15 protein-coding genes are annotated in these 17,687 nt (G+C 45.1%); 12 read left to right on the top strand and 3 right to left on the bottom strand.

Annotation, left to right across the window (positions count from 1 at the left end):
• Positions 1–35: 35 nt before the first annotated feature.
• Positions 36–1,082 carry a tetraacyldisaccharide 4'-kinase gene (gene lpxK, locus GXP69_RS14220; RefSeq protein WP_163915744.1) on the bottom strand — a complete coding sequence of 349 codons (1,047 nt, stop codon included), beginning with the start codon at positions 1,080–1,082 and terminating at the stop codon, positions 36–38.
• A gap of 79 nt (positions 1,083–1,161) precedes the next feature.
• Between lpxK and GXP69_RS14225 the strand changes: the two genes are divergently transcribed.
• From GXP69_RS14225 to groL, 11 genes are all read left to right on the top strand, one after another.
• Positions 1,162–2,262, top strand: coding sequence for a Nif3-like dinuclear metal center hexameric protein (locus GXP69_RS14225; RefSeq protein WP_163915745.1), 1,101 nt, complete (start codon positions 1,162–1,164; stop codon positions 2,260–2,262).
• Between the two features lie 3 nt (positions 2,263–2,265).
• Positions 2,266–2,997 carry a zinc ribbon domain-containing protein gene (locus tag GXP69_RS14230; RefSeq protein ID WP_163915746.1) on the top strand — a complete coding sequence of 244 codons (732 nt, stop codon included), beginning with the start codon at positions 2,266–2,268 and terminating at the stop codon, positions 2,995–2,997.
• A gap of 45 nt (positions 2,998–3,042) precedes the next feature.
• On the top strand, positions 3,043–4,518 hold the full coding sequence (locus tag GXP69_RS14235; protein ID WP_163915747.1) for a tetratricopeptide repeat protein: 1,476 nt from the start codon (positions 3,043–3,045) through the stop codon (positions 4,516–4,518).
• Positions 4,519–4,522: 4 nt separating this feature from the next.
• Entirely contained in the window at positions 4,523–5,806 is a 1,284-nt protein-coding gene (locus GXP69_RS14240) for an anthranilate synthase component I family protein (protein ID WP_163915748.1), read from the top strand.
• A gap of 222 nt (positions 5,807–6,028) precedes the next feature.
• Positions 6,029–7,468, top strand: a complete 1,440-nt coding sequence (gene miaB / locus GXP69_RS14245; RefSeq protein WP_163915749.1) for a tRNA (N6-isopentenyl adenosine(37)-C2)-methylthiotransferase MiaB — start codon at positions 6,029–6,031, stop codon at positions 7,466–7,468.
• A 96-nt stretch (positions 7,469–7,564) separates the two neighbouring features.
• On the top strand, positions 7,565–8,833 hold the full coding sequence (locus tag GXP69_RS14250; protein ID WP_163915750.1) for a sigma-54 interaction domain-containing protein: 1,269 nt from the start codon (positions 7,565–7,567) through the stop codon (positions 8,831–8,833).
• Positions 8,817–9,347 (top strand): LPS assembly lipoprotein LptE, encoded by a 531-nt coding sequence (gene lptE / locus GXP69_RS14255; RefSeq protein WP_163915751.1) that lies wholly within the window; start codon positions 8,817–8,819, stop codon positions 9,345–9,347. The genes GXP69_RS14250 and lptE overlap by 17 nt, the downstream gene beginning before the upstream one ends.
• A 29-nt stretch (positions 9,348–9,376) precedes the next feature.
• Positions 9,377–10,795, top strand: a complete 1,419-nt coding sequence (locus GXP69_RS14260) for a tetratricopeptide repeat protein (protein ID WP_163915752.1) — start codon at positions 9,377–9,379, stop codon at positions 10,793–10,795.
• A gap of 1 nt (position 10,796) precedes the next feature.
• Entirely contained in the window at positions 10,797–11,180 is a 384-nt protein-coding gene (gene secG, locus GXP69_RS14265) for a preprotein translocase subunit SecG (RefSeq protein WP_163915753.1), read from the top strand.
• A gap of 266 nt (positions 11,181–11,446) precedes the next feature.
• Entirely contained in the window at positions 11,447–11,737 is a 291-nt protein-coding gene (gene groES, locus GXP69_RS14270) for a co-chaperone GroES (RefSeq protein WP_204282044.1), read from the top strand.
• A 39-nt stretch (positions 11,738–11,776) separates the two neighbouring features.
• Entirely contained in the window at positions 11,777–13,411 is a 1,635-nt protein-coding gene (gene groL, locus GXP69_RS14275) for a chaperonin GroEL (RefSeq protein ID WP_163915754.1), read from the top strand.
• A 458-nt stretch (positions 13,412–13,869) separates the two neighbouring features.
• Here groL and GXP69_RS14280 read toward each other — a convergent pair whose 3' ends face one another.
• Positions 13,870–14,190 carry a hypothetical protein gene (locus GXP69_RS14280; protein WP_163915755.1) on the bottom strand — a complete coding sequence of 107 codons (321 nt, stop codon included), beginning with the start codon at positions 14,188–14,190 and terminating at the stop codon, positions 13,870–13,872.
• A gap of 180 nt (positions 14,191–14,370) precedes the next feature.
• Positions 14,371–15,786 (bottom strand): peptide MFS transporter, encoded by a 1,416-nt coding sequence (locus GXP69_RS14285; protein WP_163915756.1) that lies wholly within the window; start codon positions 15,784–15,786, stop codon positions 14,371–14,373.
• 226 nt (positions 15,787–16,012) lie between these two features.
• On the opposite strand from GXP69_RS14285, the gene pckA reads away from it, so the two are divergent.
• Positions 16,013–17,629: a phosphoenolpyruvate carboxykinase (ATP) gene (gene pckA, locus GXP69_RS14290; protein ID WP_163915757.1), complete on the top strand. Its 1,617-nt coding sequence runs from the start codon at positions 16,013–16,015 to the stop codon at positions 17,627–17,629.
• Positions 17,630–17,687 lie beyond the last annotated feature (58 nt).

Below are 17,687 nucleotides of genomic sequence, written 5' to 3' on the forward strand. Positions count from 1 at the left end.
TTATCCAACATACAGCTAGCTATAGCCACACAGGTTTATAGTTTGTAATAACTCCTGACATGCTGCAGGATAAGCTCATTAAATGTATCGCCACCTTCCAGGAAACAAACCTCTATAGGTATATAAAAAATTGGCAGCTCACTAACTATAGTTTGTAATGCTTTATCCATCAGCTTTACTGCATCTTTACGTGTGGTGAGAATAATGGTATCAGACGCATGTTTCTGCCACTGGTGCTTTACCTTTTCCAGATCCTCAATAGTATAACTATAGTGATCTGCGTATTCCAGGTGGTGCCGGATACTAAAATTATGCTTATCCAGATAAGACTTCAATGGCTTGGCGTTGGCGATGCCGGTCAGCAATATAATGTGCTTATGAACTTGCTCGGAGTTTCCGAAGGGCACAAAATTAGCGTACCGGAAGCCGGTAAAAAAAATAGGCGCATTACGTCTGCTATATTTCCGGATCATGGAGGCAATATGCTTCATTTCGGGAGGCTGCAGCGTTAGCGGGCATTTTGTAACCAGAATAGCATCGGCACGCCTGGCCCCTTTCCTGGATTCGCGCAACAAACCGGATGGTAAAATACGATCCTTGTAAAATAAGCGGTTATAGTCGGTAAGCATCAGGTTAAATGAAGGCTGTATGGCACGGTGTTGCATGGCATCGTCCAGCACAATCACTTCTGGCGGGCGATCTAACTCCAGCAGCCGGGCCACACCCTCTACCCGCTTCTCGCAAACAGCGACCTGCACATCTGGAAAATCGCGATGATACTGATAAGGCTCGTCACCTATAGTTGCAGCAGTAGCTTTTTCGTCAGCCAAGATAAAGCCCGAGGTCTGGCGTTTATAACCACGGCTAAGTGCGGCAACCGTATAGTTGCGGAGCAGGCGAAGCAGGTACTCCACATGCGGGGTTTTACCGGTTCCGCCTACCGTTAAATTACCAACTGCAATTACAGGAAGGTCAAACTTACGCGAAGCCAGCCAGCCTTTATTATAAGCTGTATTTCGCAACGACGTAATGCCGCCGTACAACGTAGCAAATGGCCAGAGCAACAGTTTCAGTTTATCCATGTAAGTTTGTATCGGAAGCAAATTTAAAATTAATTTTAACCTCCTTACGTAAGGCACTATAAATTATACCCGATTAACGATGCCACAGATCAAAGATATTGTAAAGGTGCTGGAACAATATGCGCCCCTGGCCTACCAGGAAAGCTACGATAATGCCGGCCTGCAGACCGGAAACCCTGATGACGAAGTAACCGGTGTACTCCTGTCGCTGGACTGCACCGAGGCTGTTCTGGCCGAAGCTATAGAAAAGGGATGTAACATGGTTGTTGCCCATCATCCAGTTATCTTTAAAGGAATTAAGTCGCTTACAGGCAAAAGCTATGTAGAGCGCACCATTATAAAAGCAATCCGTAACAACATAGCTATCTACGCCTCACACACCAACCTTGATAGCGTACATAACGGCGTGAATGCCAAAATTGCGGAAAAACTAGAGCTACAGAACGTGAAGATGCTGAGCAGCAAGCCACATACGCTTATGCAACTCGTGTTTTTTGTTCCGGTTGATGATACAGACAAGGTTTTAAATGCTATACATAAAGCCGGAGCCGGACAAATTGGCGAATACAGTAACTGTAGTTTTCAGGTGACAGGTACAGGCCGCTTTACACCATCCGAAAATGCCGACCCAACTATTGGAGAAAAAGGCAAGCCAGAACAGGTGCAGGAAAACCGCATTGAGGTTGTATTCCCGGCCTATCTGAAGCAAAAAGTTATGAATGCATTGTTGGCTGCTCACCCTTACGAGGAAGTAGCACATTACCTGACGGAGCTCGAAAACCAGAACCAGGAAGTTGGCATAGGCATGGTAGGCGAGCTGAAAGAAAGCTTGTCAGAAGAACAATTTTTAGCTTATCTGAAAGAAAAAATGAACCTGCAGGGCCTGCGTTATACAACTATAGGTGATAAGCCGGTAAAAAAAGTTGCGGTTTGTGGTGGTGCCGGCAGTTTTCTGATAAAAGATGCTATCCGCTCAGGAGCAGACGCTTTTGTAACCGGTGACGTAAAATATCATGAATTTTTTGATGCTGAAGACCGCCTGATGATTGCCGATATAGGCCATTATGAAAGCGAAGTATTTACAAAGGAGATTTTTTATGATACGATATCAAAAAACTTTCCTAATTTTGCAGTCTATTTATCAAATGTAAACACAAACCCTATCAGATACACTTTTTAATACATGGAAAGTACGGTAGCCAGTAAATTAGAAGCACTGCTTAAGCTTCAGAGCATCGATTCGCAGCTTGATGAAATTAGACGCGTTAGAGGAGACTTACCTGAAGAGGTTCGTGACCTGGAAGATGAAATAGAAGGCTATGAGGTACGTGTTCGTAAGTTTGATGATGAAGTTGCAGCCCTGAACGATTCTATCGCACAGCGCAAGCAATCAATCAAAGATTCAGAGTCCCTGATCAACAAGTATGAAGACCAACAGCAGAACGTTCGCAACAACCGCGAGTACGATGCTATCACGAAAGAGATAGAACTGCAAAAACTGGAAATTCAGGTTGCTGAGAAAAAGATCAGAGAAGCACACTATCAGATCGAGCAGAAAATTGCTGAGATCGAAGGCACCAAGAACCGCCTGGAAGAGCGCAGAAAGGACCTGGACAACAAAAAGCACGAGCTTGATCAGATCGTTTCTGAAAGCGAGGAAGAAGAAGGCAAGTTAACGCAGGAAAGAGAAGTAGCTTCTCATGATATTGAAGAACGTTTGCTTTCTGCTTACAACCGTATCCGCAAAAACGTACGCAATGGCCTTGCAGTAGTGCAGGTTAAGCGCGATGCTTGCGGTGGTTGCTTTAACACTGTTCCTCCGCAGCGCCAGGCTGATATTGCAGCTCAGAAGAAAGTTATCGTTTGCGAGCACTGCGGCCGTATCTTGGCTGGTGTTGAGCTGCGTGTATTCTAATCAAAGACTTTGCGCGTAGATCGCCTGCATAGTATCATAAAAAGGATGGCTAAACCCCATCCTTTTTTTTTGTGGCTGGCCCTGTTTTGTCTGCCCCTGCCCCTCTTTGCCAGTTCGTACCTTAATGCACCCCTGCAAAAAGCGTATTCAGAATCGCTTAAACTCAAACTTACTGCAGGGAGAACTATAGTTCAGCAGGAGCTAAAACAGAACGATAAAAATGCAGTAGCCCACCTGCTTGCCAACTATACCGATTTCATCCAGATCTGCACGGAACAAAACCAGGCAGAAGTTCCGGAGCTGATAGAAAATCAAAAGGAACGCCTGGCGGCCCTTGATAAATTGAAAGAGAAATCGGTTTGGGTAGACTATGCAAAAGCAGAAATAAGGGCACAACTTGCCATGAGCCAACTGCTTTTTGGTAGTCGTGTGGGGGCAGCATGGGATTTTAGAAAAGCCTACCAACAATTTCAGCAAAACGCCGAGAAGTACCCCGATTTTATCCCTAACCGCAAAACACTGGGTGTTATGCAGGTACTGCTGGGCTCTGTTCCGGATCAGTATAAATGGTTCCTGAATATAATCGGTTTAGGCGGTAACACCGAAACCGGACTTGCCAATCTGCAACTGGCAGCCAATAAGCCAAATCCGTTTCGAAACGAAGCCATTCTGCTAAACGCCCTGTTGCTGCAACTACTGGATGAAGATAATGCCAGATCTACCCTAAAGCAATTAACAGCTTTAACCAGCGAGCAGCCTGATAACCTCCTATTTAACTTTGTAGCAGTGGTGCTGCATAAAAAGGCCAAAATGGGTGACAAAGCGCTGCAAATATACCGCGACCGACCTTCCGGCTCTGCCTATAGTTCGTTTCTGTACATGCACCACATGGCCGCTGATCTTTACCTTTATCGTGGTGATTATGAGGCCTCCATTAGAGAAAACCGGTATTTTCTTCAGCAACACAAAGGCATTCATTACCTGAAAGCAGCAAATTTTAAACTCTACCTTGCTTACTGGCTTAGCAACCATCATCCGCAGGCAAAGTGGCATTACCAGCAGGTAAGGCAGGTGGGCAGTGCACTGACCGAAGAAGACAAGTATGCGGAGAACTTTGTGAGCCGTAATGAGCAGCCCAATCGTTTTCTGTTAGCGGCAAGACTGCATTCTGATGGCGGGTATTTTGAGAAAGCGTTGCAGGAAGCCTCAAGATTGGAAATTACACCAGAAACACCGGTACCGGTTAAGGCAGAATACTTTTACCGCAAAGGCCGTATTTACCAGGGCATGGGGCAGCCGGAACAGGCCATAAAATATTACGATGCAGCTATAGTTGCCAGCGGAGACGAATCTTTATATTTTGCCCCGCACGCGGCCCTGCAAAGCGGCTATATTTACCAGCAACAAAAACAATACGATAAAGCAAGAGCCAGCTATCAGAAAGCTTTGAACTATAGCAACTATGCTTACAGAAACAGCATTCAGGCCAAGGCAAAGTTAGCTCTTACAACGCTTCCGTAAACGCATGCCAACTATAGAAATAAACTATACCGACTTACCTGTTACAGCAGAAGAGTTTCGCCTAAAAGCACTAGCCTGGGCCGATACGTTTCCGCTTGTTGCTTACTACTATGATCACCAACTCCCATATCCGCATCAGGGTTTTCGTCATATTTTGGCTGTTTCAAATGGAAGGCCATTAACTATAGATCCGAAGAACCCCTTTGGAAGCCTGCGCCAGAAGTTGAATCAGGGCCAGATGTTGTGTGGCTATTTGGGTTACGATCTCAAAAACGACGTAGAGAAACTGACCAGCCAAAACCAGGATGAGTTAAGCTTCCCTCCGATCTGTTTTTTTGTACCCGACTTCGTTATCAACTTTAATAACAAAGCCATAACTATATTATTACCTAAATCTTACGGCAAAACTATAATTCAGGATATACTTGCTACACGAGCCGCTAAACCTGCTAAACCCGGAACTATAGCTGTGCAGCAGCGGGTAGCTAAAGATGCATATGTACAGCAGGTAGAAAAGGTAAAACAGCATATTCTGGAAGGCGATGTTTATGAACTCAACTATTGCATGGAGTTTTATGCTGATAACGCAACCATCCAACCTTTGCCGCTCTACCTGGCTTTGGCGGAGGCTTCGCCCACTCCTTTCTCAGGCTATTTGAAGTTAAATGATAACTACCTGCTTTGTGCGTCGCCGGAGCGGTTCCTGAAAAAGACAGGCACAACTATAGTTTCGCAGCCTATAAAAGGGACTATAAAACGTGGTAAAACGGCTGAAGAAGACGAGCAACTACGCCACCAACTGCGTAACGATGAAAAGGAACTGGCCGAAAACATGATGATCGTGGACCTGGTGCGGAACGATCTGAGCCGCTCCTGCGCTACCGGCACAGTGAAAGTAGAGGAAATGTTTGGTATCTATGGCTTCAAACAGGTCTGGCAGATGATCTCAACTATAACCGGAACGATAAAACCTGATAATGACTTGGTAGATGTGTTACTTGGCGCTTTCCCGATGGGTAGCATGACCGGAGCACCCAAGATTAGCGCTATGCAGCTTATTGAAGAACTGGAAGCGACCAAAAGAGGTCTCTACTCCGGTGCTTTCGGTTATATTACGCCCGAACAGGACTGCGATTTTAACGTGGTGATAAGAAGCCTGCAGTATAATGCCACAAAACAATACCTGAGCTTTATGGTAGGCAGCGCCATTACCTACGACTCTGACCCGGAACGCGAATACGAAGAATGTCTGCTGAAAGCGCAGGCCATGCTGAAGGTTCTAAGCTAAGACTGTTATTGCGCTTCCAATTATGAATTATGAATTAGAAATTATGAATTGTGGTTAAACAGGGTTCATAATCATCTGATCACTACAACTATAGCTTTATCTTTACTTCATTCTTACTCATAATTCAGCATTCATAATTCATAATTCAAAAATAGCTCTGCCATTCTGTCACGGTTTTAAAATGGAATGTAGTATATTTGCAGCTCTAAGCGTTTTATTAGCATGAAGCCAATCCTTGATTTAGATTTTATAGATAACCGTACGCCTGAGCAGGCAGCCGCTGCCCCATCCTGCGATACGCATATTTCAAAAGATACCAATACAGGTCGCACCCGCAAACTATACATCGAGAGCTATGGCTGCGCCATGAATTTCTCAGATAGCGAGATCGTTTCATCCATTATGTTTGAACAGGGCTTTGATACCACTTCAGAAATCGATCAAGCTGACCTGGTATTTCTGAACACCTGTTCTATCCGTGAAAAGGCCGAACAGACCGTACGTAACCGTTTGGGCCAAATAAACTACTATAAAAAGAAAAAACCTTCCATGATGATCGGTGTGCTGGGCTGCATGGCTGAGCGACTAAAGAAATCGTTGCTGGAAGAAGAAAAAATTGTAGACCTGGTAGTTGGTCCGGACGCATACCGCGACCTGCCAAACCTGATTAATGAAGTAGATGGTGGTCAGAAAGCAGTTAACGTATTGCTTTCGCGTGAAGAGACTTACGCCGACATCAACCCTATTCGTTTGAACAGCAATGGAGTAAGTGCCTTTATCTCGATCATGCGTGGCTGCGACAACATGTGTTCTTTCTGTGTTGTGCCGTTTACACGTGGCCGTGAGCGCTCCAGAGATGCACACTCTATAGTTCGTGAAGCGGAAGCGCTGGTGGCACAAGGCTATAAAGAAGTAACTTTACTTGGCCAGAATGTGGACTCATACAAATGGGCTTCTGAAGATGGCTCTGAAAGTGTGAACTTTGCTCAATTACTGGAAAAAGTAGCTTTGGTTTCGCCTGATCTGCGTGTACGTTTCTCTACGTCACACCCGAAAGATATTACAGACGAAGTGCTTTACACGATTAAAAAGTACGATAACATCTGCAAATACATACACCTGCCAGCCCAAAGCGGTAACTCGCGCGTGTTGGAACTGATGAACCGCACTTACGACCGTGAGTGGTACATAAACCGTGTTGATGCTATTCGTGCTATTCTTGGTGAAGACTGCGGTATTTCATCAGATATGATCGCCGGTTTCTGCACTGAAACAGAAGAAGAGCACCAGGATACGCTTAGCCTGATGGATTATGTACAGTATGATTACTCCTACATGTTCTTCTATTCTGAGCGCCCGGGCACGTTGGCTGCCCGCAAACTGGAAGATGATATTCCACTTGAAGTGAAGAAGCGCCGCCTGGATGAGATAATCAACAAGCAGCGCGAAACATCCCTTGCCCGCAACAAACGCGACATTGGTAAGGTGCATAAAGTGCTGGTAGAAGGTCCTTCCAAGAAATCAGAAGAGCAATTGAGTGGCCGCAACGACCAGAACAAAGTAGTGATCTTCGATAAGAAGCACTACAAAAAAGGCGACTACGTAAATGTGCTGGTTACAGACTGTAGCGTAGGCACCCTGTTCGGCGAAGCGGTAGATTAGATTTGGAGATTTGGGAATGTGAAGATTTGATAATGATAATCTTCGCATGATTCACCTTCAAACTTCCAAATTATCTAATCTTCAAATCTCAAAAACATGCGCAATATCGATATACAAAGCATAAAGCAACGATTCGGCATAATTGGTAACTCACCCTTACTGAACTATGCCATACAGGTGGCCGTGCAGGTTGCCCCTACCGACATGACTGTGCTGATAACCGGTGAAAGCGGTAGTGGTAAAGAATCATTTTCGAAAATCATACACCAGCTGAGCCCGCGCAAGCATGGCCAGTTTATTGCCATCAACTGTGGCGCTATACCGGAAGGAACTATAGATTCGGAGTTGTTTGGCCACGAAAAAGGCTCATTTACTGGTGCCCATGATACCCGAAAAGGTTATTTTGAAGTAACTGATGGAGGTACCATTTTCCTGGATGAGATAGGCGAAATGCCACTTGGTACGCAGGCCCGTTTGTTGCGCGTGCTCGAAAACGGCGAATTTATAAAAGTAGGGTCATCTAAAGTACAGAAAACCGATGTGCGTGTAGTGGCCGCAACTAACGTAAACCTGCTGAATGCAGTAGAAAAAGGCCGGTTCCGCGAAGACCTGTACTATAGACTGAATACTGTTCCGATCACAGTGCCTCCCCTGCGCGACCGCGCTGATGATGTGTACCTGCTGTTCCGTAAATTTGCCAGCGACTTTGCAGAGAAATACAGAGTGAAGTCGGTTTCGCTTACTCCGGATGCCATTCCGGTGCTGCTGGATTTCCGCTGGCCGGGCAACATCCGTCAGTTAAAGAATATAGTGGAGCAGATCTCGGTGCTGGAATATGACCGCGAAATTGATGCTGAAACATTGAAAAGATACCTGCCTCGTGAGCAGGCCAGTCATGTTCCGGCCCTGCTAAATGCTGAGAAATCATCTGACCAGGCGTTTTCGGAACGGGATATCCTATACAAAGTGTTATTTGATATGCGGCGTGATGTGTCGGATCTGAAAAAGCTGGTTTTTGAAATGCTGGCACACCAGCCTGCAGAAAACGACCTGCTGAAAGAGCACGGTCACCTGTTTGAAAACATCGGGCATTACGAGAGCAGACCGTACCAGCCAAAGGAGCCATCAGAAGGTTTTTACCTGCCCATGAAGCAGATGCCGCCGGAAGAGTACGAGGACCAAAAAATAGAAGATATTCAGCATGAAACTGCTGAAGAAAGCCTATCTTTAGAAGATAAGGAGAAAGAATTGATTGTAAAGGCGCTCAAGAAACATAACAACAAGCGCAAGTATGCAGCCCAGGACCTGGGAATATCAGAAAGAACACTGTACAGAAAACTGAAACAGTATGAAATTGAAGACTAACCTGGCGAAACTATATACGTTACCTTTGCTGCTGATCATACTGCTATTGAGCGGTTGTGGAGTTTATTCTTTCACCGGGACTACCATTTCATCGGATATCAAGTCAATCTCTATCCAGAACTTTGAGAACCCGACCGGTGAAGGTCCGGCCAACCTGACGCAGTTGATCACAAATAACTTCAAGAACTACTACCGCCGCAACACAAACCTTACCATGCTGCAACAGGAAGGCGACCTGCAACTCGAAGGTCAGATTGTGAGCTTTACTGTTACCCCTGCCGCTATTCAGCGTGAGGGCGAAATAGACCGTGCTACCCTGAACAGACTTACGCTTGGCATACAAGTGCGCTTCACCAATACCGTTAATCCGGACGAAAACTTCGATCAGCTGTTTACCATTTCGCAGGATTTCCCGGAAGACCGTGACGTAACGCAGCTAACAGCCGCCGAAATTGAGCGGATGTCGGAGCAATTGGTATCACAGGTATTTAACAGAACCGTAGCCAACTGGTAAGCATCAAACTACAAGCACAGTACACCCTAATGAATAAATCAGCTTTTCTTGAACTGATACAGAAAGCGTCGGGCATTACGGACCAGCAAACGGCTGAATTGGAGAAAGTGGCAAATGCTTTCCCCTACTGCCAGACCGCGCATCTGTTGCTCGCTAAATCTGCTTACGACAAGGGAAGCATGCTTTCGACGCAGCGCCTGCGCCGAGCAGCCTCTTATGCCACAGACAGGCAGCTTTTAAAACGCATTATTTATACTTCAGCCACCCTTGCTCCTGTTTTTGATGAAGCCGCAGTTGCTGAGCAGCAAACTATAGTTACGTCACAAACAGATCAAACTATAGTTACCCCGGAACCTGAGGCAAAAACCGAAACAATAGAAGAACCAACATCGGCAACTATAGCAGTATCTTCAGAAGCAGATGTTGAAACGGTTGAAACTCTAACAGAATCAGAACCTATAGTTGAGGTAACTCAGGACACAACGGATGCTGAATTTGAAACTATAACTGAACAGGAAGCTATAGTTGAACCAATCCAGGGAACAGCTGATGAGCAAGATGCAACTATAGTTTCTGAAATAAATGAGGAAGTAGCGATAGAGGCACTTTCTGATGAGGTTTCAAGCAGTTTTGAGCCTGCAGACTCGGTATGGCCGCAACCACAGCCCACATCAGACTCTGAGTTAGCAGACCTGCTAACTATAAGCAGCCTGAGTTCTTCTTTTACAGATTTGCTTGCCCAAAAGCCGGACACAGAACCAGCCGTTACAGAACAAGTAGTCAGTACTGAAGCGAATCTGCATGAAACTGAAGAAGCATTAACAACAGTAAACTCAGAATTACCCGAAACGATAGTTCTGGAGCAGGAAGAGTTGGAAACTATAGTTACTGAGACTCCATCTGCAGCCTTTGTTGAAGAAGAAACATCAACTATAGTTACATCCACCAACCCCGAAGAAGCTGTTGTAAACTATAACTTCAGTGAAATTGACAGGATGTATGCCGAAGATGCCCTAGGCTATTGGATGGGCTCTAGTCGTTTAGGCGAGGTGTTACAACTTAAAAATGAATACACCAGGCCAAAACCGATTGCCTTCCATCCGGAGATGATCCTGGAATATAACAAGACCCATGAACTGGAGAAAGCTGTTCAGCCTGCAACAAATTACCTGAGCGAGCAGCTCAATATCATAGACCAGTTCCTGAAGCTGAATCCCCGCCTTAAAACAATGGCTAACCTGAAGCTTAACCCCGAACCTCAGGAGGATTTATCACTGAAGAGTTCTAAGATAAAGAAAGGAATGGCCTCTGAGAACCTGGCAAATATCTTTATAAAACAGGGTAAAGTTAAAAAGGCCATTAAAATATATGAGCAACTCATTTTGAAAAATCCGGAAAAAAAGAGTTACTTTGCTGAACAGATAGAAAAATTACAAAACATAAACTAAGATGTACATCGCCCTTATCAGTATTATCGTTTTCATTTGCGTGTTGCTAATTCTGGTTGTGCTAGCACAAAACCCTAAAGGAGGCGGACTTTCAAGCCAGTTCGGAGGCAGCACCAGCCAGCTTATGGGTGTAAAACGTACTGGTGACCTATTAGAGAAATTAACCTGGGGTTTTGCAATTGCCCTGGTGGTATTAACATTGGGTACACACATGTTAGTTGGCTCTGCTAACGAAACATCTGTAGGATCAAGCGTGAACGAACAGCGTGCGCGTCAGTCTGCATTGCCAGGAGCCCCTGCTGCGCCAGCTATCTCTGATACAACAGCTGCTATTCCGGATGCTGCAGAGATCCCAACCATGATCGACACTGCTAATAACCAATAAGCAAAACCATAACAGCATATATCAAGTAAGCCAACCTGAATCAGGTTGGCTTTTTTGTTTCCTATAGCTGCCACCCTTGCTCTGCTTCTATCTTAAAAAGTTCCCGGGTATGTCATAAAATGACAGATTTGTCAGGCCTGACAGGTGCTTATACTGAAAAATTGGCTTGAAATGAGCTAAAAAGAGGCTTGGCACAGGAAATGATAGAACACATGCGGTTATAATTTTAAACTATAAACCATAAAACTAAATAACATTAACAAACTATGTCAATCAGCATTAAACCATTAGCAGACAGAGTAATTGTAGCTCCTGCTGCAGCCGAAGAAAAGACCAAGTCTGGTATCATTATTCCGGATACTGCTAAAGAAAAACCACAGCGTGGTGAGGTAGTAGCCGTTGGCGAAGGTAAAGTATCTGAGCAAGGTACCCTTATGAAGCCACAGGTTAAAGTAGGTGACCAAGTGTTGTATGGCAAATATGCAGGTACTGAAATCTCAGTAGACGGTGGCGATTACCTGATCATGCGCGAGTCTGATATTCTGGCAGTACTTTAATCTCAACCAATCTTTAAACTTAATCAGATCATATAAACTATGGCTAAGAACATCACATTTGATGCCGATGCACGTGGCAAAATTAAAGCCGGTGTAGACAAACTGGCGAATGCTGTAAAAGTTACTTTAGGTCCTAAAGGCCGCAACGTAATCATTGACAAGAAATTTGGTGCCCCAACTATCACAAAAGACGGCGTTTCAGTAGCGAAAGAGATCGAACTGAAAGACGCGATCGAAAACATGGGTGCACAACTGGTAAAAGAAGTTGCTTCTAAAACTGCTGACCAGGCGGGTGATGGTACTACTACAGCTACTGTACTGGCACAGGCTATTTACACTGCCGGTATTAAGAACGTAGCAGCTGGTGCTAATCCAATGGACCTGAAGCGTGGTATCGACAAGGCTGTTAACGCTGTAGTTGAGAACCTGCGCTCACAGTCTAAAAAGATCGAGAACTCATCTGAAATTGCTCAGGTAGGTACTATCTCTGCTAACAACGACTCAGAAATCGGTAAAATGATTGCCGATGCGATGGATAAAGTTGGTAAAGATGGCGTTATCACGGTTGAAGAAGCAAAAGGTACTGAAACTGAGGTGAAGACTGTAGAAGGTATGCAGTTTGACCGCGGTTACCTGTCTCCATACTTCGTAACGAACGCGGAGAAGATGGAAGCGGACTTCGACAACCCATACATCCTGATCTACGACAAGAAAGTTTCTACTATGAAAGAACTGCTTCCTGTACTGGAGCAGGTGGTTCAGACTGGTAAAGGCCTTGTAATCATTGCTGAGGATGTTGACGGTGAAGCACTTGCTACACTGGTAGTTAACAAACTGCGTGGTTCTCTGAAAATTGCTGCTGTTAAAGCTCCTGGCTTTGGCGACAGAAGAAAAGCTATGCTGGAAGATATCGCTATCCTGACTGGTGGTACGGTTATCTCTGAAGAGCGCGGCTACAAACTGGAGAACGCTTCTATCGAGTATCTTGGTAAAGCAGAAAAAGTGATCATCGACAAAGACAACACTACACTCGTAAATGGTGCTGGTTCTAAAGATGATATCACTGCTCGTATCAACCAAATCAAGTCTCAGATGGAATCAACTACATCTGATTACGACAGAGAGAAACTTCAGGAGCGTTTAGCGAAGCTTTCTGGAGGTGTGGCTATCCTTTACATCGGTGCTTCTACAGAAGTTGAGATGAAAGAGAAGAAAGACCGCGTAGATGATGCGCTGCACGCTACAAGAGCTGCTGTTGAAGAAGGTATCGTAGCTGGTGGTGGCGTTGCCCTGATCCGTGCGCTGGATGCCCTGAATAACATCGACGTTTACAACGCTGATGAGCAGACTGGTGTAAGCATCATTAAAACTGCTCTGGAAGCTCCGCTTAGAACAATCGTTTCTAACGCTGGTGGCGAAGGTTCAGTTGTGGTACAGGCTGTTCGCGAAGGTAAAGCTGACTATGGCTACAACGCCCGCGACGACAAATATGAGAACATGTTTGCAGCCGGTATCATCGACCCAACTAAGGTTACCCGTCTTGCTTTAGAGAACGCTGCTTCTATCGCTGGTCTTCTGTTAACTACAGAGTGTGTAGTTTCTGAAGAGCCTGCTGAAGAGGGCGCTGCTCCAGCTATGCCAGGTGGCATGGGCGGTATGGGCGGCATGATGTAATCCGACATCCCATAGTATAAAATAGAAGAGCCCTTGTAGCATTTGCTGCAGGGGCTTTTTCTTTACTAAAGAATTATGATATAGGATGTAAGAAGTTAGAATTAAGTTGAACTATAGCTTAGTCAAAGGTCGTAGAGTTACAGTTCATGCTTTCAACTTTATAACTTACACTTTTCTAACTTTTTAACTCCTAACTCCTTAATGGCTATAGTTATATTATGTGGTGCTGTTTCATCTCCGCCAAAATAGGGATATAGTTGATAGCCAACAGCAGGCCTGCTGCAACCCCTTGGTAGCGTTACACTCTTATCGCCAAGCGTAAAGATATAGGTGCTCTCCTCCATCCTGATTCCGTAACTATAGGTTTTGTTTAACTCTACCACTCCTAACAGTTCAGACCTCCTTTCTTTGTCCAGATAGGTATAGGCATGGATCTCCAGTTTATTGTTGTACCAACGCTAGCCAAAGCGTGCACTGTTATTATGGTGCTCTGTACCACAGTCAGCAATGCCATAAAGCTTATTAATATCGGCCAGATTTGCCAGATTTCTTGTCTGATAAACAGCACTGCCATTAAAGGTCTCTTCAAATTTTAAAGTATTGGTTGATCGGATAACAAATGGCGCGACAGCACTATGTTTGCCTTTCTGAATTTTGTAAACTATAGTTTGAGGTTCCGGAAAAACAGGTCCGGCGATTCGGCAGTACTCTGGCAGGAAAAGTACTGTACTAGAAAGCACAAGCAGTAACTGCTGACACTTTCGGGAAAAAGAAAACATTAATGAAAAGTAAAAATTAGGCTATAGACTAAATTTAAAATTGAAGTATTGCCAGACAAGAGCGGTGCATACAAGGAGTAAACGGCCTGTGTTATGAAGCTCCAACAGAAGGAAATTAGTCACATAAAAAAGGCCCTGCTAACTAATAGCAGGGCCCTTCTATAAAATATTTATGAATGGTTAGCCGCGGCCGTGCATCATGTACATCAGCTTTTTGGTAAGTGCGATCAGGATCAAACCTGCTAAGATAACAAAGCCACCGATTGCAGAGAAAATGGTTAAGGCACCAAGCTCTTCTACATATGAGGCAATGTAACCACCGGCGATCTGAGCCACAAACGGCGCCAGGAACCAAACACCCATCAGCATCGATACCAGCGTAACAGGCGCTAAACGTGTCACCATCGACAGACCGATAGGAGAAAGACAAAGCTCACCGATAGTGTGGAAGAAGTAAGTTGCCAGCAACCACATAATGCTTGCTTTTATTGTATCGTCCTCTACGCCTCCGCGCTGCATAACAGCACCTACCATAAAGAAGAAACCAACACCCAATAGAATCATACCCAGACCCATCTTAGTAGGGATGCTCAGGTCTTTGCCACGTTTACCCAGGTATAACCAAATCTGCGCAGTAAGAGGAGCAAACATAACTATAAACAATGGGTTAACAGACTGGAACCACGAAGTCGGGATAAGGTAACCGAATACTTCACGGTCGATGTATTTGTCGGTGTAAACCGTTAACGAGCTACCGGCCTGCTCAAAACCAGCCCAGAAGAAGATAACAAAGATAGAAATGATGAAGATAACCGAAACGCGATCGATCTCCTCTTTTGTTAGCTTGTCTTTTTTAACCGGCTTACCAGAGGCATCGTTTTCTGCTTTAACAGGTTTTAAGCCCAAGTCACCAAGTAATTTAGGAGCTAACGCGTTAAACACAACCTGACCGATCACCATACCGATACCGGCAGCCAGGAAGCCGTACTGGAAACCATAGTTTGTTACTGTCTCTACACCATTAACTACAGCCTTTGTTGCGAAGTAGTCTTCGGCAAGGAAACCGCACACTAACGGCGCGAAAAAGGCACCGATGTTGATACCCATGTAAAAGATGGTGAACGCTGAATCGCGGCGTGGGTCGCCTTGCGCATACAGGTTACCAACTATAGATGAAATATTTGGCTTAAAGAAACCGTTACCAATGATAAGGAGGAACAGGCCTAGGTACGTCATCTCTACCATGCCTACATAAGGCGTAGAGAACAAGCTGAACTGGCCAAGTGCCATCAGCACCCCCCCTATTAAAATGGCTTTGCGGTGCCCCAGGTATTTATCGGCCAACCAACCACCTATGATAGGCGTAAAATATACGAAACCGGTAAAGTACCCGTAAATTAATGCTGCGTCGGCTACACTGTACCCCAAACCGCCTTCCAAGGCAGTTTTTGTCAGATATAGCATCAAAAGGCCGCGCATACCGTAGTAGCTGAAGCGTTCCCATAGCTCTGTAAAGAACAACAGGTACAGCCCTTTAGGATGTTTTAGATTCTCTTTATCCACCGCAGCATCGGTAGGTTGAAGGTTAACAGACATAGAGTTAGATTAGTTGATTGTTTAGTTAACAATAGATAAGCTTACTTACAAAGAAGGTAAATATATTAGATTAGCGACAAACAGCAAAATATTTTCGTTTTATAGTGTGTCGGGTGCACCGCGCAGATATAAATATCGTAACACTTATGTAGATATATAATTTTTGATATTTTTGTACCTTTATAAGCAAAACACCACCTTATTTCAATTAACCCAAAAAATTCAAATGAAAGAATCTGGACATAAATCTAATGCAGTAGGTTTAGACAGCTTAGGTATTAAGGAAGCGAAGGAAGTGCTATGGAACCTGAGCCCGGCTGAGCTGGTAGAAGAAGCCGTTAAAAATGGCGAAGGTTACCTGACTGACACCGGCGCTTTAATGTGTGATACCGGCAAATTTACCGGCCGTTCTCCTAAAGACCGCTTCGTAGTAAAAGACGCTAAAACAGAAAACTCTGTTTGGTGGGGAGACATTAACATTGCTTTTGATCCGGAGAAATTTGACCAGCTACAAGCTAAAATGGTCGATTTCCTGAAAGACAAAAAACTGTATGTACGTGACGCTTACGCAGGTGCTCACCCGGAATACCGTCTGAATCTGCGCATCGTTAACACACAGGCGTGGCAGAACTTATTCTGTAACAACATGTTCCTGCGCCTGACCGAAGAAGAGTTGGCAAATCACAACCCTGAGTTTACGATTATCTGTGCCCCTGAGTTTCAGGCCGATCCGGAAGTGGACGGCACCCGCCAGGCTAACTTCGCCATCATCAACTTCACCAAGAACATGATCCTGATCGGTGGTACAGGCTATGCCGGCGAAATGAAGAAGGGCATTTTTGGTGTGCTGAACTATATCCTGCCACACGAAAAGAACACCCTGTCGATGCACTGCTCTGCCAACGTAGGTAAAGACGGCGACACTGCTATTTTCTTCGGCCTGTCCGGTACTGGTAAAACAACCCTTTCTGCTGACCCTAACCGCGGCCTGATCGGTGATGACGAGCACGGCTGGGCTGCCGACTCCGTATTCAACTTTGAGGGTGGTTGCTACGCGAAAGTAATCGACCTGACAAGAGAGAAAGAACCACAGATCTGGGATGCCATTAAATTCGGAGCTATAGTTGAGAACACGCGTTTTGCTGAAGGCACCCGCACAGTAGACTATACAAACAGCGCTGTAACAGAGAATACACGTACTGCCTACCCTATCAACCACATCGATAACGCCATTGAGCCGTCGAGAGCTGATATTCCGAAAAACATCTTCTTCCTAACTGCAGATGCCTTTGGTGTGCTGCCTCCAATCTCTAAACTTAACGCAAGCCAGGCCATGTACCACTTCATTTCTGGTTACACAGCTAAAGTTGCCGGTACTGAGGTTGGTATTACAGAACCACAAACTACGTTCTCTGCCTGCTTCGGCGCCGCTTTCCTGCCACTGCACCCAACTAAATATGCGGAGATGCTTGGTAAGAAAATGGAAGAAAACAACGTAAATGTATGGCTGGTTAACACAGGCTGGACAGGTGGTCCTTACGGTGTTGGTTCGCGCATGAAGCTGCCTTACACCCGTGCCATGATCACAGCTGCCCTGAACGGCGAGCTGAATGATGTAAGCTTTACCAAGCACCCTATTTTTGGTGTAGAAATGCCGGATAGCTGCCCTAACGTACCTGCTGAGATCCTGAACCCACGTAACACCTGGGCTAACAAGGAAGAGTACGATGCCAAAGCAAGTGACCTGGCTTCTAAGTTCGTGAAAAACTTCAGCAAATACGCTGAGTATGCGAATGATGATATTTTAGCCGGAGCACCACAGGTAGCTGTGGCAACTAACTAAGAACTATAAAATTACCTCCTGAAAGCCCCGTTGCCTTAAGTAGCGGGGCTTTCATATT

Origin of the sequence: Pontibacter burrus (assembly GCF_010686685.1) — a bacterium.
GTDB classification, from domain to species: Bacteria; Bacteroidota; Bacteroidia; order Cytophagales; family Hymenobacteraceae; genus Pontibacter; species Pontibacter burrus.